This window comes from Mesorhizobium sp. P2_F8 (assembly GCF_056403655.1).
In genome coordinates this window covers 247,496-265,840 of sequence record NZ_JBFUFB010000002.1, presented here as the reverse complement: position 1 = coordinate 265,840, position 18,345 = coordinate 247,496, and the positions used below count along the sequence as shown (strand labels likewise).

The following is an 18,345-nucleotide window of genomic DNA, read 5'->3' as shown; positions in this document are numbered from 1 at the left end:
AAACGGTCTCTCAGATCGGGCCGCTCAGCGTGTTGCAATCCGACAGCTTGCCGCTCTTGTAGCCGCGCGCCAGCCAGGTCTGCCGCTGCTGCGAGGTGCCGTGGTTGAAGCTTTCCGGCACGACATAGCCTTGCGTCTTCTTCTGCAGCGTGTCGTCGCCGATCTGCTTGGCGGCGTTCAGCGCGCTCTCTATGTCGCCCTGCTCCAATATGCCTTTCTGCGCGGTGTAATGTGCCCACACACCGGCGAAGCAATCGGCCTGAAGCTCGATGCGCACCGACAGTTGGTTAGCATCGGCTTCGCTCATGCCTTGCCGCATCTGGTTGAACTTAGACATGATGCCGGTCAGGTTCTGCACATGATGGCCGACCTCATGCGCGACCACATAAGCCCGGGCGAACTCGCCCGAGGCGCCGAATTGCTGGTCGAGCTGCTGGAAGAAGGTCATGTCGAGATAGACCTTGTGGTCGCCGGGGCAATAGAACGGTCCGGCCGCCGCGGAGGCAAAGCCGCAGGCCGAGCGGACCTGGCCGCTGAACAGCACCAGCTTCGGGTCTTCGTAGGTCAGGCCCTGCGATTTGAAGATGCCGGTCCAGGTGTCTTCGGTCTCGGCCAGCACGGTGGCGACGAACTGCTTCATCTCGTCGTTGGCGGGCGCACCCGCGCCGCTGTCCTGGCCGCCGCTGTCGTCGGTGATCTGCCCGCCGCCGCCCGGCAGCAGGCCGCCGTCGCCGCCACCCAGGATCGTCGACGGATCAAAGCCGAAATACCATCCGGCCAGCACCACCAGGATGACGAGGAAGATGCTGCCGCCGCCCCCGGCGCGACCACCGATGGGGATGCGGAACTGACCGGGGCTGCCGCCGCCGAGCCCGCCGCCGCTGTCGCTGCGGTCGTCCTCGATATTGTCACTCTGACGACGGCCTCTCCAGAGCATGGCAACTCCTCGCGCTGCGAACTTCCCCGTTGTTCCGGCAAGGCCGGCTCAACCCAACAAACAATTATCCCAATGGTTGCACCAAGTCACAGCATTTTTCGAGACTGCGCCCCTGCCGAATGGCTGCCTCGCCACTCTGGCAGAGACCACGGAAGGCCTGTAGCATCGCCGCAAACGGAGGGGTACGCGAGGCTTGAAGACGTTCGGTGAATTCGTGTCGCTGCTCGCGGCTCTGCTCTGCCTTGGTCTCGCAAGTGCCGGCGCGGTGACGCTTGATTCCAGTGTCGCCGTCACCGATCCCGCCACTTTGCAGGCACTGGAGCGTGGCGGCCTGTCGATCAGCCGCCTGCTCGGTCCGGCACTCGGCCTCACCCGCGAGGTCGACAATCGCGGCCTGTTTTCGGTGCCGGCGCTGGCCACCGTCCGCGACACCGTCAAGCTTGAGATCGCCGACGAACCGAAGACCAGCCCCGACCCCTATGTCGCGGCCATGGCAAGGTCGACCGACACCAGCCAGAAATTCAATCCGAAATACATCGACGACGACGGCTCGACGCTCGACCTGACCGGCGTCGTCAACCGCATGGACCGGGGCTATCTCGGCCACACCGAATGAGGCGAGATCCGGCTGATCTACCGCTTCCACTATTCGGTCGCGGAAAAGCTAGTGAAGGGAAAGGCGGGCCAGCGCATTTCTTCGCGCCTGCCGCTGACCATGAGCCTGGTGTTCAACGCCAAGCCCACGCGGGCCCAGGCCCGCGCTTCAAGGGATTTGCCGAGCGTAACGGACGTATCCTGCGCCGAAATCGCCAAGCGCTGGCTTGCCGCCGGGCAGAAGGATCTGCCGCCCGACCAGCTCGCGGCCTGGCTGCGCTCCGACGAAGGGCCGCTCTCCGGCTCCATGCTGAATTCGTCGCAGATCATGCGGCTTGAACTCAACATGCAGGTGCTCAGGCTATCGGCCTCGACGCGTCGCGATTTCGGCGGCCACGCCGAATATCTGTTGAAGATCTTCAAATGGAATCCGGCCACCTCGAGCTTCTACGAATCGAAAATGGAGAACCAGATCGACCGGGCGATCGTGCTGGCCGACAAGCCGTCCTTCGCCAAGTGGCTGCTCACCCACCGCAACATCTACGACCTCGATCATGGGCGGCTGGTCATCGACGAAAAGTTCCTGGCCAAGAGCGCCGTCTCCGTAGCACCCGGCGGCCTGAGCCGGTCGCAGAACAACATCGCCTATGGGCTGGTCGACGACGCCGATATCGACAAGGCGCTGAAGGACTACGTTGCCAGGGGCAACACGCTCTCCTCCGTCAAGTCGGTGGCTGGCTTCGACCTGCGGCTCAATGAGATAACCTGCACCGGCTGCCACCAGACGCATGGCATTGCCGGCTTCCACTATACCGGCGCCGACCCGGCCAGCGAGCCACGCCGCAACGCTGTCTTCGTGCCGGGCTCCGCCGTGTTCTTTGCCGACCTGCCGCGTCGACGCGCCATCGTCGAGCAGTTCGCCGCCGGCGGCCATCCGGATTTCACGCGTGGCTTTGCCGCCCGTCCGGACCAGAAATACGCCGAGGCGCTGAAGGGCACCGACCTCTACAATGGCTGGGGCTCGATCTGCTATCGCGGCGAGGATTTGAGCTTCAAGGACTGGAGCTGCGGCGAAGGCCTACGCTGCGCCGGCGTCCATGAAAGCGCCATCCATCCGGGGTTCGGCACCTGCGTCAGCGAGGCCGGGACGGCGGTCGGCGACCCCGTCGAGTTCGGCGAGATAAAAATGTCGACATGGGGCAACGACCAGTATTGCCGGCTTTCACCGGCCACCGCCAAGGCATGCGCCATCGATCCGGCGCGGGACAAGAAGCCGCTGGTCAAGCACGCCGGCTATGGCGCCGCACGCCAGCGCTACGACAATCCGCAGCAGAAGACCGGCGGCTTTCCCGGCGGCATGCTGCGCAAGGCAAGCTGTGACAAGCTTCCCGACGAGGCGACGTGCGGACGGTTGGCCAAAACCGGTTTCAACGACTGTATCGCGTCGGGCAAGGATCACAAATTCTGCACCAAGGAATTCACCAAGACCGCCGGCCTACGTGCCTGCGACAAGGCGCATCCCTGCCGCGAGGATTATATCTGCACCGCCGGCTATGACGACCTGCCCCAGGCCAAGCCTGGTGAAGGCACCTGCATCCCGCCCTATTTCATCTTCCAGTTCCGCGTCGACGGCCACCCCAAAAGCTGGGTGCAAGATGTCAGGGAGTGAGAGCCCGGTTTTGCCGTAGGGAAATTGATAGGCCCAGTGGTCCGTTCAAAGGGCTCGAACGCCGGGGCCATAGCCTAGGGACAAGCGGTCCTGCCACAACGAAGGTGCGGTTGCTACATCTCAGCAAACGGCTTTCGCCGACAATTGCCGATGTCTGCCCGACAGGCGCCTAATCCCTCTGCTTGGCGCCGGCGCTCTTACCATCGGAGCTCTTCGAGCGCTCCTCGAAACGCGCGGCGCCCTTCTTCAGGGGATGACCGGTCTCCGCCTCGGTCTTGCGCTCGTCCTTGGCCGCTGCCTGTTTCAGTCCCTTGGCCRCCTGCTTGCCCTTTGCGGTCGGTGCCTGTTCAACGCCCATCGCTTCCTCCCTTGGCGCGCGCCAATCGCGCGGTGTCAGGAGCAACGTGCGTAACATCAGGCGGTTCCCGCGCGGCTTCGTCGTTCGGGAAACGCGGCGCTGACGCAGCTCAGCGCGCCGCCGTCATCGCCTTGCGAAACGCTTCGAGCGTCTCGGCGCTGACATGGTGCTCGATGCCCTCGGCATCGATGCGCGCAGTCTCGGCGCTGACGCCGAGCGAGCGCAGGAAGGCTTCCACCGTCTGGTGGCGGATGCGGCTCTCCACCGCGACCTTGCGGCCGGCATCGGTCAGGAACACGCCGCGATAGGGTTTTCTGGACACCAGGCCGTCGGCGCACAGCCTGGTCAGCATCTTGGCCACCGTCGGCTGGGCGACGCCGAGCCGTGCGGCGATATCGACCTGACGCGCCTCGTTGCCGTCTTCGATCAGGTCGGCGATCAGCTCGACATAATCCTCGACCAAAGCGCTGCGGCGCGCTTCGCGCGTGTGCCTGAACCCCTCCGAATGGACATCGGCGTCAGGCAGCGGCTTTTCGCGCGGGACCGGTCTGTTCTTCAGCGCCAATGCGCGCCCCTCCTGGGAGTTTAGCCGTCCATGCATTCATAGCACGGGCTCTGATTCTTCAGGCCGTTTATTTGCATTCCGCCACAGGCGCAACCGGCGTTGTCGGCGACCGTTCCCGCGCCAGGTCACGGCTCGAACAAAAAGCACCGACAATGAAATATAGCATATTGCATAATGTTGAGCCATGGCATAGCTTAAGGGAATATCGATACGTCGCGCGGAAAGCCCCTCATGTCTGAAGTCGAAGCCACAGCCTCCCGATCCACTTGGCGGTTCGCCAGGCCCGAGGAGGACGACCAGCCGAGCCTGCGCGAGGTCAATTCTTCCATCGCGGTTCCGAATTCGGGCGTCTGGTTCCGCCGGCTGTTCGCCTTCATGGGCCCCGGCTACATGGTCTCGGTCGGCTATATGGATCCGGGCAACTGGGCGACCGACCTCGCCGGTGGCGCGCAGTTCGGCTACACGCTGCTCTTCATCATCATGCTCTCCAACCTGATGGCGATCCTGCTGCAGGCGCTGGCTGCCCGCCTCGGCATCGCCACCGGCCGCGACCTCGCCCAGGCCTGCCGCGCCTACTATCCGCGCCCCGTCAATTTCATGCTGTGGATCGCCTGCGAATTGGCCATCATTGCTTGCGACCTAGCCGAAGTCATCGGCACCGCGATCGCGCTGCAGCTTCTGTTCGGCATTCCGCTGATCGGCGGCGCCATGCTCACGGCGCTCGATGCCTTTCTCGTGCTTCTGTTGATGAACAAGGGGTTTCGCTATCTCGAAGCCTTCGTCATCGCGCTCCTGATCATCATCTTCAGCTGCTTTGCCATCCAGATCTTTGTCGCCGCCCCGCCGGCCGGCTCGATCCTGCATGCAATGTTCATTCCGTCGTCCGAGATCGTCACCAATCCGGCAATGCTCTACATCGCCATCGGCATCATCGGCGCCACCGTCATGCCGCACAATCTCTATCTGCACTCCTCAATCGTGCAGACCCGCGCCTATGAGCGCACCGACAAGGGCAAGCGCGACGCCATCAAATGGGCAACGACGGACTCGACCATCGCCCTGATGCTCGCCTTGTTCGTCAATGCCTCCATCCTGATCGTGTCGGCGGTCGCCTTCCACGACACCGGCCACCAGGATGTCGCCGAGATCGGCCAGGCCTTCGAGCTGCTGTCGCCGCTGCTGGGCCTCGGTATCGCCTCGATCCTGTTCGCCGTCGCGCTGCTGGCTTCCGGCCTGAACTCGACGGTGACGGCGACGCTGGCCGGCCAGATCGTCATGGAAGGTTTCCTGCGCCTGCGCATCCCCAACTGGGCACGCCGCCTGCTGACGCGCGGGCTCGCCATCATCCCGGTGGTGATCGTCACCGCGCTCTATGGCGAAAAAGGCACCGGCCAGTTGCTGGTGTTCAGCCAGGTGATCCTGTCGATGCAGCTGCCCTTCGCGGTTGTCCCGCTGGTGCAGTTCGTCTCCGACAGGAAGAAGATGGGCAACCTCGCCATTCCGCGCGGCGTCGCCGCACTGGCCTGGGTGGTCGCCGCGATCATCCTGGTGCTCAACTTCAAGCTGCTCTACGACACCATGTTCGGGGTCGGCTGAGACGCAAAATCGACTGCTCTGCTGAGAGATAGTCCGGCGACAAATCGGCAATCCGCGCTATCTTCTCCCGCGTCATGACCGGGATAGAAGACGTCAGGAAGTTCTACGCGAGGCTGATGGCCGCCAATGCCGGCTCGCCCGATCCGCGCCTGGAGGCGATCTTCGCCGAGGTGCCGCGCGAAGCCTTCCTCGGTCCTGGGCCGTGGACGATCATCGCCGGCAACGGCAAGATCACGACGCCGAGCGCGGATCCGGCTCACATCTACCAGAACGTGCTGGTGGCGCTCGACAACGACAAGGGCATCAACAACGGCGAGCCGTTCCTGCACGCCATGTGGATCGGCAAGCTTGCGCCGAAACCCGGCGAAGCCGTTTGCCATATCGGCGCCGGCACCGGCTACTATACCGCRGCACTGGCCAAACTGGTTTCGCCCGGCGGCACCGTCACCGCTTTCGAACTCGACAAAAACCTGGCCGAACTCGCACGACAAAATCTCGAAACCTATGGCAATGTGACCGTCGTCCATGGCGATGCCGTGACGTCGCCCTTGCCGCCATCCGACATCATCTACGTCAATGCCGGCGTCGCCGCGCCACCGGTGGGATGGCTGAAGGCGCTGCGGCCGGGCGGTCGCATGATCTTTCCCTGGCGCCCGGCCGAGCGCGTCCCGCTGGCAGTGATGGTGACCCGCACCGAAAAGGGCTTCGCCTGCGACCCCTTCATGCGCTCATGGTTCATTCCATGTGTCGGCGCCTCGGTTGCAGACCCCGCGGCGAAGATCCCGACGCGCGACCAGGCCGCGCGCAGCCGCTCGATCTGGCTGACGTCGGACAAGCTGCCGGACCGCACCGCCACGGCGATCTTCGGTGAGGTCTGGTTCTCCTCGCGCGTCCTGGATGCCAGGCCTCGCAGGTGACGCATCGACGGCGGGGCTGCCAAAATCTTGCCAGCGGTGTCGGACGGGCGGCGATCCGCGCGTCCTTGGGCTGAAGTCCAGCCGCGACGGCGTGGATTGAAGAAACCGGAGCATTGGAATGAGAAAGATCATCGCCGCGACATTCGTCAGCCTCGATGGCGTCATGCAAGCCCCAGGCGGTCCGGAAGAGGATCCGGCCGGCGGCTTCAAGTTCGGCGGCTGGACGTTCCACTACTGGGACGACGCCATGGGCGCGTTCATGGGCGAGACCTTCACCAAGCCCTTCGACCTGCTGCTCGGCCGCAAGACCTACGACATCTTCGCCGCGCACTGGCCGTACCAGGACAACGATCCGATCGCCGAAAGCTTCAACGCCGTCACCAAATATGTGGCGACGCACCGGCACGACACGCTGACCTGGAACAACAGCCAGTCGCTGGGCGACGACGTCGTGGCAACGCTGCGCAAGCTGAAGCAGCAAGACGGCTCGGACCTGCTCATCCAGGGTTCGAGCGACCTGATCCAGACCTTGCTCGCCAATGACCTGATCGACGAGATCAGCCTGCTGATCTTCCCGCTGGTGCTGGGCAAGGGCAAGCGGCTGTTCGGCAACGGCACAATGCCTTCCGCCTTGAAGCTGACCCGCTCGCAGGCCTCCAGCACCGGCGTCATCATGGCGACGTATGAGCGTGGCGGCGAGATCAAGACCGGATCGTTCGCGTCGGAAAAGCCATCCGAGGTAGAGATCGAGCGGCGCAAGAACTGGAAGTAGCTAGATCTGGTTTCAAGCCGCCATCAGCCGCCGCGCCAGCCCTTCGCGGATATGCCGCGCGAATTCCTGCGCTGCCGGCCCGACACCGTGCCTCGGCAGATGCAGGTTGATGGCAAAATTCGGCAGCGGCGGCAGGCCTGAATCGAACGGCAATATGTCGAGATCGGCCGGAACGGTGGAGGCCAGCCATGTGGTGACGGCGAGATCGGAACGCACTGTCGCCGTCGTCGCGTCGATGTTGCCGTTCTCGAACACGGTGCGCCATTCCAGCCCGTGCTCACCAAGCGCCGACAGCACCGCCGGCCGGAAGGCGCAGGTGTCGGCAACGATCGAAACCGGCAGCGGCCGCTTGGCGCGGGCAACGCCGCCCTTGGCGCCGACCCAGACCAGCCGGTCTATGGCCAGGCACTCGCCGGCCGAGGGGCCGACCCGTTCCTCGATCACCGCAAGGTCGATGGTGCCGGCCGCAAGGGCAGCAGTCAGTTCCGGTGACGAGGCGCAGACCAGCGATATCTCGACCTGCGGATAGGTCTCGGCATAGCGCTTCAGAACCGGCGCCAGCAAGGTGCCGACGAGATCGTAGGGCACGCCGAGCCGCACCTGGCCGGCCACCGGGGTGCCCGCCATGTCGGTCCAGATCTCGTCATTCAAGGCCAGCAGGCGCTTACCCTTGCCGAACAGCCGCTCACCGGCGCGCGTCAGTCTGAGGCCGCGCCGGTCGCGCTCGAACAGGCTGGCGCCGAGCGCCTCCTCCAGCCGCTTGACCTGCTGGCTGACCGCGCCTTGCGTCAGGTGCAGCGCATTGGCAGCCGCCGTCATGCTGGCCTTGTCGGCGACGGTGACGAAGGTGCGGATCAGCGCCATGTCGAGATTTCGGATCATAGCTGCATTATGTCTTCTAATGCCAAGCATAGCAAACATTGCATTTACTGAAGTTCTCGCGCGGCTAGGATGGCGGTGTCCGACAATGCATGTCGCCGAAAAGTGCGCAGCGGTTTTGGGAGAACGACATGCAGAAACAAAAACTTGAACCGTGTCGACGCGCTTAAGGGAAGCCGCATGCTCGAGCCGATCATCCCCCTCGTCCTGTTTGCGATCGTCGCCACCACCACGCCCGGCATCGCCACGACCTTGTCGACGGCCTCTGGCGCGCAGTTCGGCTTTCGCCGTTCCGTTCCCTTGCTGTTCGGCAGCGCCGCCGGCCTCGCCACAGTGACGGGAGCGGCCGCTGCCGGGCTCGCCGGCCTGCTGCTTGCGGTGCCCTCATTGCAACTGGCGATGAAGGTCGTCGGCTCGCTCTATCTCGTCTGGCTGGCGATCAAGATCGGCCGCAGCGGACCGCCCAACCTGGACGTCACCATGGCCAGTCCGAACAGCTTTCTGGGCGGTGCCGGTATTCAATGGATGAACCCCAAGGGCTGGGCGATGGGGCTCGGCGCGGCAGCCTCGTTCGCGGCTTTGGCCAGCGGCCCGCTGCAGCTTGCGCTGCTGCTCGGCGCCACCTTCGGCCTGGCGGCAGCGGCCTCGCTGTCGCTGTGGTGCATGGCCGGCATGCTGCTTGCCCGGCTGCTCAAGACCGAGTGGCAATGGCGCGGTCTCAACATCGTGCTGGCGCTGGTGCTTGCCGCCTCGATCATTCCGATGTGGCGGTCGGCCTGAACGCCAACCGCCACGCAGGGATCAAGCCGCGTAGCGCGCCGCCGGCTTGTTGGCATGCAGGCTGCCGTAGAAGGCTTGGCGCGCGCCGAGGAAAGTGTCCAGCTTGCTGGCGTCGGCAAGCCCCGGCACGGTGACCGTTTCGCCCTTGGCCAGGCCGACAAGTGCGGCATCGACCAGATCGTCCGCCGTCATGATGATCTCCTTCGGAAGGCTATCGATATCGCTGCCGGCAATTTCCCAGAAATCGGTCCGGGTCGCGCCTGGCAGCACGACCTGCGCTTTCACCTGCGTACCCGCAACTTCGCGCTGCAGGGCTTCGGTGAAGTTGACGACATAGGCCTTGGTGCCGCTGTAGATGCCGCCGAACGAGGTGTCGAAGGCAAGCACCGAGGCGATGTTGACGATGGCGCCACGGTTGCGCGCCACCAGACCTGGCAGCACCGCGCGGGTCAGCCGCGTCAAGGCGATGACATTGACCTTGATCATGCGCTCGACGGCTTCGGCATCGGCTGTCGCCACCACCTGCTGGCCGCCAATGCCGGCATTGTTGACCAGCACCGTCACGCTGTCGTCGGCGGCGATCGCCTGCTCGACCCGGCGGACGTCATTGTCGTCGGCGAGATCGGCGTTGATCACGCTGACCTTGCGGCCGTAGGCGTAGCGCAGCTTCTCCGCCAGTTCCTCGAGCCGGTCGGCGCGCCGCGCCACCAGCAGCAGGTCATAGCCCTGCCCTGCCAGCCTGTCCGCATAGACCGCACCGATGCCTGCGGAAGCTCCGGTGACCACCGCCGTGCCCTTGTTGCTCTGTCCACTCATTGTCCTGTTCCTTCTTCGACTGATTGCTTCGCTTCGACTTTTGCCGCCGGCACCGTGGGCAACTGCCCTTGCCTTGCCGCCAAAGCCATCTGATTTCATTTAGTGGCATATACCACTACCCTTGAAATAGGCATATGCCACTATCTTGTCAATGATCGGGACTGAGATTATTTAGGGGTAAGCGGTCGGGCGTGATGCAGCCGTCGCCGAGAGAAAGAGCCGAGGGAAAAACATGTCAAAAGATGCCCTACCCGGCCTGACGCTGTGCAACAACGCCATGCTGCGTCGCGCGGCACGCAAGCTCGGCCAGTATTATGATGATGTGCTTGCGCCTTCGGGCCTCAAGGCCACGCAGCAGGGCCTGCTTTACCAGATCCATATCGGCAACGAGCCGGCGATGGGTGCCATTGCCGCGTCCCTGATCATGGACCTGTCGGCGCTTGGCCACACGCTGAAGCCACTGATCCGCGACGGCTATGTCGAGACTTTCGCCGATCCGGACGACCGCCGCATCAAGCGCGTGCGGCTGACGCCGCAGGGTCTGGTCAAACTCGATGAGGCGATGAAGCTGTGGCACGTCGCCCAGCAGCGTTTCGAGGACGTGGTCGGCAAGGATCAGGCGGCAAAACTGCGCGCTGCGCTGGATGACATCGCCGCGCTGGATTTCGAGCTGCCGCCGGCCAGCTAAGGCAGCCGACGGGCTTCCGAGAAGACTACTCAGCCGGCATGGCAACCGGCCGCGCCGCCCAGCGACCGGCCAGCACGATGCCGAGCCCGATGATCGGGAAGGCCGCGGCGACCAGCCCGAGATCGGCCGGCGCGCCATAGCGCAGCACGGCGCCCCCGACCACGGCGCCCAGCGCCACACCGAGATAGAGCGCCGAGCCGTTGAGCGACAGTACGATCGGCGCGGCGTCGGGCGCCAGCTTGATGATGCGGCTGGCCTGCGCCGGCGGGAACGCCCAGCCGACGATGCCCCACGGCACCATCATCGCCATCAGCGCCGGTCCGGCAATATGGGACGGCAGGAAGGTCGGGATGACCGACAGCATGACCAGCATGGCCGCACTCAGCGTCAGCGACCAGCCGACGGTGCGCGTGGCGCCGAACCGGTCGGCTGCCTGGCCGCCGGCGATGTTGCCGATGACGGCGCCGACGCCGAAGGCGAGCAGCATGCCGGGCAGCGCGATCTGGCTGAGCCCGCCGCCCTCGATGGCGAGCGGCGCGACATAGGCAAAGACGGTGAAGGCGCCGGTCAGCGCCAGAAGCGTCGTCAGGAGGATCGGCATCACGCCGGGCCGCAGCGCCGCTGCCAGCCTGCGCTTCAGGGGCAGCCTGGTGCCGACGATGCCGCGTGGCAGCCGGTACCAAAGGATCGCGCCGGCAAGCGCGCCAAGGCCGGCAATGGCGTAGAACGTGCCGCGCCAGCCGGCGAATGCAGCGACCAGAGCGCCAAGCGGCGCGCCGACCGCGACAGCCACCGTAGTGCCACCGACGACGACGGCAATGGCGCGGGCCCGGTGATGGTCATCAACCAGCGCCACCGCCGTGCCTTGCGCGGTCGCAGCGAACAGGCCCGACGACAGCGCCATCACGATGCGTGCGATCAGCAGCAGTTCGAAGGAGGAGCTCAGCGCGGCGGCAATGTTACCGATGACGAAGAACACCAGCGTCCACAGGATGACGCGGCGCCGGTCCCATTCACCGGTCAGCGTCGCCAGGATCGGCGTGCCCACCGCATAGGCGACCGCGAAGGCGGTGATCAGCGTGCCGGCCAGCGGAATGGAGATGCCGGCGTCCGCCGCGATGTCCGGCAAAAGGCTGGAGATGACGAAGCCTTCGGTCGAGATCGTGAACGATCCGAGCGCAAGCCAAAAGAGGCGCTTGTCCATGGGGCGTGTCCTTAGTTCAAAAGTTATTGAACAATTGGACATGACAGGGCATGATGTCAATGAAGCCAGGGAAAAATAGCAGCACCCTCCTGACAGCCCTGTGTCAGCACAGTCGGTCAGCACGGATCGCAACGGAAGAACGGCGCGTATGCGCAGAGCAGGATGGATGCGTTGAAATCGGCCCGAACTGTGCTTAGTTTCCAGCCATGACCTTGCCACACCCCAATACCGACCAGATCAGCCTGCCGATCGTGCTCGGCGTGCTCGGTGACCCGACGCGGCTCGCCATCGTGCGCTATCTCGCCAGCAAGGAAGGCGTGGCGCTGAACTGCAGCCAGTTCCTCGACCTCGGCTCAAAGACCAATCTGAGCTATCATCTGGCCAAACTGCGCGAGGCCGGGGTCACCCGCGCCGAAGTCGTTGGCACCAACCGCATGATCACGCTGCGTCGCGCCGACCTCGACGCCCGCTTCCCCGGCCTGCTCGACAGCGTCATCGCCGCCGCCGGAGACGATCCCGCGCTGCCCGCGGTCGGTGGCCACGATCTTGAAGTTTCCGCCTGACCCTTGCAGGAATTGGGTTCCTCGCCCCGCATAGCGGGGGAAAGAGAAAACGCTGCCCCACGTTCGGAGCCACCCAAGATGCGCATCGCCGTCCTCGCAGATATCCATGGCAATGTGCTGGCGCTGGACGCCGTGCTTGACGATCTGAAGCAGCGCGGCGGTGCCGACCTGACCGTCAATCTCGGCGACAGCGTTTCCGGCCCGCTGTGGCCGCGCCAGACGTTTGCGCGGCTGGAAGCGCTCAACCTGCCGACGGTGCGCGGCAACCACGACCGTCGCGTCGCCGCCGATCCGGCCAGTGACGAGATGTGGCCTTCCGACGCCTATGCGCAGGAGCGGCTGACGCGGGCGCAGCGCGAGGCGCTGTTCGCGCAGCCGCTGACGCTGGAGATCGCGCCCGGCATCATCGCCTTCCACGCCCGCCCCGACCATGACGAGAAATACCTGCTCGATGCGATCACCGATGGCCAGCTGGTGCGCGCGCCATTGGCGGCGATCCGACGCCGGCTGAAGGCGCTCGACCCCGTCTGCCGCATCGCTCTGTGCGGCCACAGCCACCGGCCTGAGCTGATCCGCATTCCCGGTGGTCCGGTCGTCTTCAATCCCGGCAGCATCGGCTGCCCCGCCTATGACGATGCGACGCCACCGGCGCATGTCTCGGAGCAGGGCTCGCCGCATGCGCGCTACGGCATTGTCACCTTGGGCAGCGCCGGCCAGCCCGACCGCTTCGAGGCCATCGCCGTCGACTACGACCACGAGGCGGCGGCCAGACAGGCCGAACAGGCGGGACGCCCGGAATGGGCCCACGCGCTCAGGACGGGGTTCATGCCGGGCTGAGCGTAGCTCATGCCGGGCTGAACTCGTTGATGCCGCCAGCCTCCCTGACCCGTAAACTTGCAACGCCAAGCCGCCGCCGCTAGACACGAAATGCCCTCAGCCAGGCCGGGAGGATTGACCTGGCGAGGGGATCAGCTGGGGCTTCGCAAGGAGCAGCAGGGTTTCTCCCGTCCGCCCAGCACCATGGTTCGTTCGAATTTTCGGGCTTACATGGCGGCGCGCCGTCGCTTATAAAACCGGCCGGGCATGCGACGGGCTCGATCCGTAACGTGCACGGTGTCTTTGAGTATCAGCGCACGGCCGAATGATGAGGCGCACAGTTACGCTCCGAACAACCCTGCATGCGCTGATTGCGGCTCCGCTTCTGATGGCGGCCTGGCCGGCTGTTGGCCCCGCCATGGCCGAAGAATCGCCGGATCTCGTCATCTCCATCGTCACCGGCCTGGCGCCGGATGACCTTCTCAATATCCGCACAGCAGCATCGCCGGTCGCCACGGTCGAAGCGCGTCTGGCTGGAGGCGCAAGCGTCACCAATCTCGGCTGCAACGACGTCAACGGCAACAAATGGTGCAAGGTCGAGAGCATGGGCAAGGACAAGCTGAGCGGATGGGCGCCGGCGCGCTACCTCATCCCCCTCAATCCGGCTCCCTATGTCGAAGGCCAGGCAAGACCGGCCGACGCACCGATGGTCGCCTCCACTGGCAATGAGGCCGATCAGGCATCGGCGCTGGACAAACCACAAACCGGCGACCCCGCCAAGCCCCAGCCGCCGATCGCACCGCCGCCCGACCTGGCGGCGCGTCTGGGTGGCGCGGGTCCGGAGGCTGGCGCCGAAAGCACGCAGAAATCAGCCGTCGAAATCGGCCAAACGGCCATGCGGGATGCCTACGGCCTGGCCTTCGCGGTGCAGGAAAACCCGACGACCGGCGAGATCGAAAAGCCGCCGGCCGCGGCATCCATTGCCCCGCCGCCTGACTCGCAAGCCGTGGCGCGGCTGGAACCGCCATCTGGCCATGCCACCCCATCTGACCACGCCACCAATGAAATTCCCTGCGCCCGCTATGTCGGCGAGCCGATGACGCGCTGCGCGGTCAGCGTCGTGCACGCCGGCACGGACAAGGCCGACGTCACCGTCACCTGGCCCGACGGCGGCACCCGCGTCATCTCCTTCGTCGCCGGCAAGCCGGCCGGCTCCGACGGGCAGAGCGACTTCCGCTTCACCCGCGAGGGCAGCCTGAACATGATCCGCATCGGGGTGTCGGAGCGCTTCGAGATCACGGACCAGCTTGCGCTGGGGGATTAGCCACGCACGCCGGCGGGACAGCGCCCCCCTCTGTCCTACCGGACATCTCCCCCTCCAGGGGGGAGATTGGATCGCATAGCCGCTTTCGCCAATTTTCAACGTTCAAAGAAGAGGCAGTGAAATCGAAGCTGCCAATCTCCCCCCTGGAGGGGGAGATGCCCGGCAGGGCAGAGGGGGGCGCGACGGAACGAGACGCTTGTCTGCTCGGTTGTGAGGCCCCTCATTTTCGGGGTTACATCGGGCAAAACTCTTCCCTATAAGGCCCTCCTAGCCTGATACCAGAATCGCGAGCACAACCGGCCGGGTCTTCCCGTCCCGGTTTTTTGTGCAAGCCGCCCGCCGAATGGAACTTATCGCCCATGCCAAGACGCACTGACATCAAGTCGATCCTGATCATCGGGGCCGGCCCCATCGTCATCGGCCAGGCCTGCGAGTTCGACTATTCCGGCACCCAGGCCTGCAAGGCGCTGAAGGAAGAGGGTTTTCGCGTCATCCTGGTCAATTCCAACCCGGCCACCATCATGACCGACCCGGAACTGGCCGACGCCACCTATATCGAGCCGATCACCCCGGAAGTCGTGGCCAAGATCATCGCCAAGGAGCGGCCCGATGCGCTGCTGCCGACCATGGGCGGCCAGACCGCGCTCAACACCGCTCTGTCGCTGCGCCGCATGGGCGTGCTCGAGCGCTACAATGTCGAGATGATCGGCGCCGACGCCACGGCGATCGACAAGGCTGAGGACCGCGCGCTGTTTCGCGAGGCGATGAAGAAGATCGGCCTGGAAACGCCGAAGTCGATGCTGGCCAACGCCACCGACGTCAAGAACACCGACCGCAAGACGCATGAGGCCGAGCGCGCCGCCGTCAAGGCTGAGGCCCCGGCCGATCTCGACGCCGCGCTCGACGCGCTGGAAACCCGCTGGAACCTCGGCGAAGGCGACCGTAAGCAGCGCTACATCAGCCATGGCATGGCGATCGCAGCCCAGGCGCTCGACCATGTCGGCCTTCCGGCCATCATCCGCCCGTCCTTCACAATGGGCGGCACCGGCGGCGGCATCGCCTACAACCGCGCCGAATTCTACGACATCGTCCAGTCCGGCCTCGACGCCTCGCCGACCACCGAAGTGCTGATCGAGGAAAGCGTGCTCGGCTGGAAGGAGTATGAGATGGAGGTCGTCCGCGACAAGGCGGACAATTGCATCATCGTCTGCTCGATCGAAAACATCGACCCGATGGGCGTGCACACCGGCGATTCGATCACCGTCGCCCCTGCCCTCACCCTCACTGACAAAGAATACCAGATGATGCGCAACGCCTCGATCGCGGTGCTGCGCGAGATCGGCGTCGAGACCGGCGGCTCCAACGTGCAGTTCGCCGTCAACCCGGCCGATGGCCGTCTGGTCGTGATCGAGATGAACCCGCGCGTCTCGCGCTCGTCCGCCTTGGCTTCCAAGGCGACCGGTTTCCCGATCGCCAAGATCGCGGCCAAGCTCGCCGTTGGCTACACGCTGGACGAGCTGGAGAACGACATCACCGGCGGCGCCACGCCGGCCTCGTTCGAGCCGTCGATCGATTACGTCGTCACCAAGATCCCGCGTTTCGCCTTCGAGAAATTCCCCGGCGCCGAACCGGTGCTGACCACCGCCATGAAGTCGGTCGGCGAAGTCATGGCCATCGGCCGCACCTTCCAGGAATCGCTGCAGAAGGCGCTGCGTGGTCTCGAAACTGGCCTCACCGGCCTCGACGAGATCGAGATCCCCGGCCTCGGCCACGGGACCGCGATCGCCAACCATGCCGACGATCGCAACGCCATTCGCGCAGCACTGGGCACGCCGACGCCCGACCGGCTGCGCATGGTTGCGCAGGCGATCCGCATGGGCACCTCGCTGGAAGACGTGCACGCCATGTGCAAGATCGACCCGTGGTTCCTCGAGCAGATCGCCGGCATCGTCGCCATGGAAGCCCGCATCCGCGAGCACGGCATCCCCGGGGACGCCGTCAATCTGCGCATGCTGAAGGCGATGGGCTTTTCCGACGCACGCCTGGCGTCGCTGACCAGGACCGACATCGAAGTGATCGCGAAGGTCCGCGAAAAGCTCGACGTTCATCCGGTCTACAAGCGCATCGACACCTGCGCGGCCGAGTTCGCCTCGCCCACCGCCTACATGTATTCGACCTATGAAGTGCCGTTCGCCGGCGCGCTGGCCAACGAGGCGCAGGTGTCGGCGCGCAAGAAGGTCGTCATCCTCGGCGGCGGGCCGAACCGCATCGGCCAGGGCATCGAGTTCGACTATTGCTGCTGCCACGCGGCCTTTGCGCTGCGCGACGCCGGCTATGAGGCGATTATGATCAACTGCAACCCCGAGACCGTGTCGACCGACTACGACACCTCGGACCGGCTCTATTTCGAGCCGCTGACGGCGGAAGACGTGCTGGAGATCCTGCGCGCCGAGCAGGCCTCGGGCGAACTGGTCGGCGTCATCGTCCAGTTCGGTGGCCAGACGCCGCTGAAGCTGGCGGATGCACTGGAAAAGGCCGGCATCCCGATCCTCGGCACCTCGCCCGACATGATCGATCTCGCCGAAGACCGCGACCGCTTCCAGAAGCTGCTGCACAAGCTCGGCCTCAGCCAACCGAAGAACGGCATCGCCTATTCGGTCGAGCAGGCGCGCCTCGTCGCCGGCGAGCTCGGCTTCCCGCTGGTGGTGCGCCCCTCCTATGTGCTGGGCGGTCGCGCCATGCAGATCATCCATGACGAGGGCATGCTGCAATCCTACCTGCTCGACACCGTGCCCGGCTTGGTGCCGGAGGACATCAAGCAGAAATACCCCAACGACAAGACCGGCCAGATCAACACGCTGCTGGGCAAGAACCCGCTGCTGTTCGACACCTATCTCAGTGGCGCCATCGAGGTCGATGTCGATTGCCTTTGCGACGGCAAGGCGACCTTCGTCTCCGGCATATTGGAGCACATCGAGGAAGCCGGCATCCACTCGGGCGACAGTGCCTGCTCGCTGCCAGTGCACTCGCTGCCTTCGGAGCTGGTCGACGAGCTGGAGCGCCAGACGGCCGCACTCGCCCGCGCGCTCAATGTCGGCGGGCTGATGAACGTGCAGTATGCGATCAAGGACGGCACGGTCTATGTGCTGGAGGTCAACCCGCGCGCGTCCCGCACCGTGCCCTTCGTCGCCAAGACCATCGGGCGTCCCATCGCGAAAATTGCTGCCCGCATCATGGCCGGCGAGACGCTGGAAGACGCCTTCGCCCATTACGGCGCCATGCCCGACCCCAGGAACCCCGGCCACATCGCTGTCAAGGAAGCGGTGTTCCCCTTCGCCCGCTTCCCCGGAGTCGACATCCTGCTCGGCCCGGAAATGCGCTCGACCGGCGAGGTCATGGGCCTCGACCGCGATTTTGCGCTCGCCTTCGCCAAGAGCCAGTTGGGCGCCGGCGTCGACCTGCCACGCTCGGGCACGCTGTTCGTCTCGGTGCGCGACGAGGACAAGAAAGGCATCTTGCCGGCGGTGAAGCGCCTCGCCGGCCTCGGCTTCAAGGTGATGGCCACCTCAGGCACGGCCCGCTTCCTCGCCGAAAACGGCGTCGTCGCCGAGAAGATCAACAAGGTGCTGGAAGGCCGCCCCCATATCGAGGACGCCATCCGCAACCGCCAGGTGCAGATCGTGTTCAACACGACGGATGGCCAGAAGGCGGTGTCGGACTCCAAGTCGCTGCGCCGCGCGACGCTGATGCAGAAAGTGCCGTATTACACGACGCTGTCGGGCGCCGCTGCTGTGGCGGAGGCGATTGCAGCGCTGAAGGCGGGGAGCCTCGAAGTGCGGCCGCTGCAGGAGTATTTTGCGTAAAGCA

17 protein-coding genes are annotated in these 18,345 nt (G+C 65.0%); 11 read left to right on the top strand and 6 right to left on the bottom strand.

Annotation, left to right across the window (positions count from 1 at the left end):
- Positions 1–10: 10 nt before the first annotated feature.
- Complete coding sequence (gene ypfJ / locus AC1DZP_RS05000; protein ID WP_477228134.1) at positions 11–937, bottom strand: KPN_02809 family neutral zinc metallopeptidase; 927 nt, start codon at positions 935–937, stop codon at positions 11–13.
- A gap of 193 nt (positions 938–1,130) precedes the next feature.
- Here ypfJ and AC1DZP_RS04995 point away from each other — a divergent pair, with 193 nt between their 5' ends.
- Together AC1DZP_RS04995 and AC1DZP_RS04990 are read left to right on the top strand one after the other, a co-directional pair.
- Positions 1,131–1,553 carry a hypothetical protein gene (locus AC1DZP_RS04995; RefSeq protein ID WP_477300515.1) on the top strand — a complete coding sequence of 141 codons (423 nt, stop codon included), beginning with the start codon at positions 1,131–1,133 and terminating at the stop codon, positions 1,551–1,553.
- 51 nt (positions 1,554–1,604) lie between these two features.
- Positions 1,605–3,200, top strand: coding sequence for a hypothetical protein (locus tag AC1DZP_RS04990; RefSeq protein ID WP_477300513.1), 1,596 nt, complete (start codon positions 1,605–1,607; stop codon positions 3,198–3,200).
- 169 nt (positions 3,201–3,369) lie between these two features.
- Here AC1DZP_RS04990 and AC1DZP_RS04985 read toward each other — a convergent pair whose 3' ends face one another.
- Entirely contained in the window at positions 3,370–3,558 is a 189-nt protein-coding gene (locus tag AC1DZP_RS04985; protein ID WP_477300511.1) for a hypothetical protein, read from the bottom strand.
- Positions 3,559–3,667: 109 nt separating this feature from the next.
- A complete protein-coding gene (gene mntR / locus AC1DZP_RS04980; protein WP_167392353.1) occupies positions 3,668–4,123 on the bottom strand; it encodes a manganese-binding transcriptional regulator MntR in 456 nt (151 codons plus the stop codon).
- Between the two features lie 231 nt (positions 4,124–4,354).
- On the opposite strand from mntR, the gene AC1DZP_RS04975 reads away from it, so the two are divergent.
- The 3 genes from AC1DZP_RS04975 to AC1DZP_RS04965 all read left to right on the top strand — a co-directional run bounded on the left by AC1DZP_RS04975 (position 4,355) and on the right by AC1DZP_RS04965 (position 7,408).
- On the top strand, positions 4,355–5,719 hold the full coding sequence (locus AC1DZP_RS04975) for an Nramp family divalent metal transporter (RefSeq protein WP_477300509.1): 1,365 nt from the start codon (positions 4,355–4,357) through the stop codon (positions 5,717–5,719).
- A 74-nt stretch (positions 5,720–5,793) separates the two neighbouring features.
- Complete coding sequence (locus AC1DZP_RS04970; protein WP_477300507.1) at positions 5,794–6,636, top strand: protein-L-isoaspartate O-methyltransferase family protein; 843 nt, start codon at positions 5,794–5,796, stop codon at positions 6,634–6,636.
- Positions 6,637–6,754: 118 nt separating this feature from the next.
- On the top strand, positions 6,755–7,408 hold the full coding sequence (locus AC1DZP_RS04965) for a dihydrofolate reductase family protein (protein ID WP_477300505.1): 654 nt from the start codon (positions 6,755–6,757) through the stop codon (positions 7,406–7,408).
- A gap of 12 nt (positions 7,409–7,420) precedes the next feature.
- On the opposite strand, the gene AC1DZP_RS04960 is transcribed toward AC1DZP_RS04965, so the two are convergent.
- Positions 7,421–8,290: a LysR family transcriptional regulator gene (locus tag AC1DZP_RS04960; RefSeq protein WP_477300503.1), complete on the bottom strand. Its 870-nt coding sequence runs from the start codon at positions 8,288–8,290 to the stop codon at positions 7,421–7,423.
- A gap of 177 nt (positions 8,291–8,467) precedes the next feature.
- Here AC1DZP_RS04960 and AC1DZP_RS04955 point away from each other — a divergent pair, with 177 nt between their 5' ends.
- A complete protein-coding gene (locus AC1DZP_RS04955; protein WP_477300501.1) occupies positions 8,468–9,067 on the top strand; it encodes a LysE family translocator in 600 nt (199 codons plus the stop codon).
- A gap of 21 nt (positions 9,068–9,088) precedes the next feature.
- On the opposite strand, the gene AC1DZP_RS04950 is transcribed toward AC1DZP_RS04955, so the two are convergent.
- Positions 9,089–9,883, bottom strand: a complete 795-nt coding sequence (locus tag AC1DZP_RS04950) for an SDR family NAD(P)-dependent oxidoreductase (RefSeq protein ID WP_477300499.1) — start codon at positions 9,881–9,883, stop codon at positions 9,089–9,091.
- Positions 9,884–10,115: 232 nt separating this feature from the next.
- On the opposite strand from AC1DZP_RS04950, the gene AC1DZP_RS04945 reads away from it, so the two are divergent.
- On the top strand, positions 10,116–10,571 hold the full coding sequence (locus AC1DZP_RS04945) for a MarR family winged helix-turn-helix transcriptional regulator (protein WP_457152521.1): 456 nt from the start codon (positions 10,116–10,118) through the stop codon (positions 10,569–10,571).
- Positions 10,572–10,596: 25 nt separating this feature from the next.
- Here AC1DZP_RS04945 and AC1DZP_RS04940 read toward each other — a convergent pair whose 3' ends face one another.
- Positions 10,597–11,775, bottom strand: a complete 1,179-nt coding sequence (locus tag AC1DZP_RS04940; RefSeq protein ID WP_477300497.1) for an MFS transporter — start codon at positions 11,773–11,775, stop codon at positions 10,597–10,599.
- 206 nt (positions 11,776–11,981) lie between these two features.
- Here AC1DZP_RS04940 and AC1DZP_RS04935 point away from each other — a divergent pair, with 206 nt between their 5' ends.
- From AC1DZP_RS04935 to carB, 4 genes are all read left to right on the top strand, one after another.
- Positions 11,982–12,338 (top strand): ArsR/SmtB family transcription factor, encoded by a 357-nt coding sequence (locus AC1DZP_RS04935; RefSeq protein WP_457152519.1) that lies wholly within the window; start codon positions 11,982–11,984, stop codon positions 12,336–12,338.
- A 78-nt stretch (positions 12,339–12,416) separates the two neighbouring features.
- On the top strand, positions 12,417–13,175 hold the full coding sequence (locus AC1DZP_RS04930) for a metallophosphoesterase family protein (RefSeq protein WP_477300495.1): 759 nt from the start codon (positions 12,417–12,419) through the stop codon (positions 13,173–13,175).
- Between the two features lie 397 nt (positions 13,176–13,572).
- On the top strand, positions 13,573–14,478 hold the full coding sequence (locus tag AC1DZP_RS04925; RefSeq protein WP_477300493.1) for an SH3 domain-containing protein: 906 nt from the start codon (positions 13,573–13,575) through the stop codon (positions 14,476–14,478).
- 359 nt (positions 14,479–14,837) lie between these two features.
- Positions 14,838–18,341 carry a carbamoyl-phosphate synthase large subunit gene (gene carB / locus AC1DZP_RS04920; protein WP_477300491.1) on the top strand — a complete coding sequence of 1,168 codons (3,504 nt, stop codon included), beginning with the start codon at positions 14,838–14,840 and terminating at the stop codon, positions 18,339–18,341.
- Positions 18,342–18,345: the final 4 nt, after the last annotated feature.

Bases quoted from the DNA above. Each gene is read 5' to 3' on its own strand.
- AC1DZP_RS04975 (WP_477300509.1), top strand. From the start codon at position 4,355: ATGTCTGAAGTCGAAGCCACAGCCTCCCGATCCACTTGGCGGTTCGCC.
- AC1DZP_RS04945 (WP_457152521.1), top strand. From the start codon at position 10,116: ATGTCAAAAGATGCCCTACCCGGCCTGACGCTGTGCAACAACGCCATG.
- AC1DZP_RS04955 (WP_477300501.1), top strand. From the start codon at position 8,468: ATGCTCGAGCCGATCATCCCCCTCGTCCTGTTTGCGATCGTCGCCACC.
- AC1DZP_RS04925 (WP_477300493.1), top strand. From the start codon at position 13,573: ATGGCCGAAGAATCGCCGGATCTCGTCATCTCCATCGTCACCGGCCTG.
- AC1DZP_RS04960 (WP_477300503.1), bottom strand. From the start codon at position 8,290: ATGATCCGAAATCTCGACATGGCGCTGATCCGCACCTTCGTCACCGTC.
- ypfJ (WP_477228134.1), bottom strand. From the start codon at position 937: ATGCTCTGGAGAGGCCGTCGTCAGAGTGACAATATCGAGGACGACCGC.
- carB (WP_477300491.1), top strand. From the start codon at position 14,838: ATGCCAAGACGCACTGACATCAAGTCGATCCTGATCATCGGGGCCGGC.
- AC1DZP_RS04950 (WP_477300499.1), bottom strand. From the start codon at position 9,883: ATGAGTGGACAGAGCAACAAGGGCACGGCGGTGGTCACCGGAGCTTCC.
- AC1DZP_RS04940 (WP_477300497.1), bottom strand. From the start codon at position 11,775: ATGGACAAGCGCCTCTTTTGGCTTGCGCTCGGATCGTTCACGATCTCG.
- AC1DZP_RS04965 (WP_477300505.1), top strand. From the start codon at position 6,755: ATGAGAAAGATCATCGCCGCGACATTCGTCAGCCTCGATGGCGTCATG.
- AC1DZP_RS04930 (WP_477300495.1), top strand. From the start codon at position 12,417: ATGCGCATCGCCGTCCTCGCAGATATCCATGGCAATGTGCTGGCGCTG.
- AC1DZP_RS04935 (WP_457152519.1), top strand. From the start codon at position 11,982: ATGACCTTGCCACACCCCAATACCGACCAGATCAGCCTGCCGATCGTG.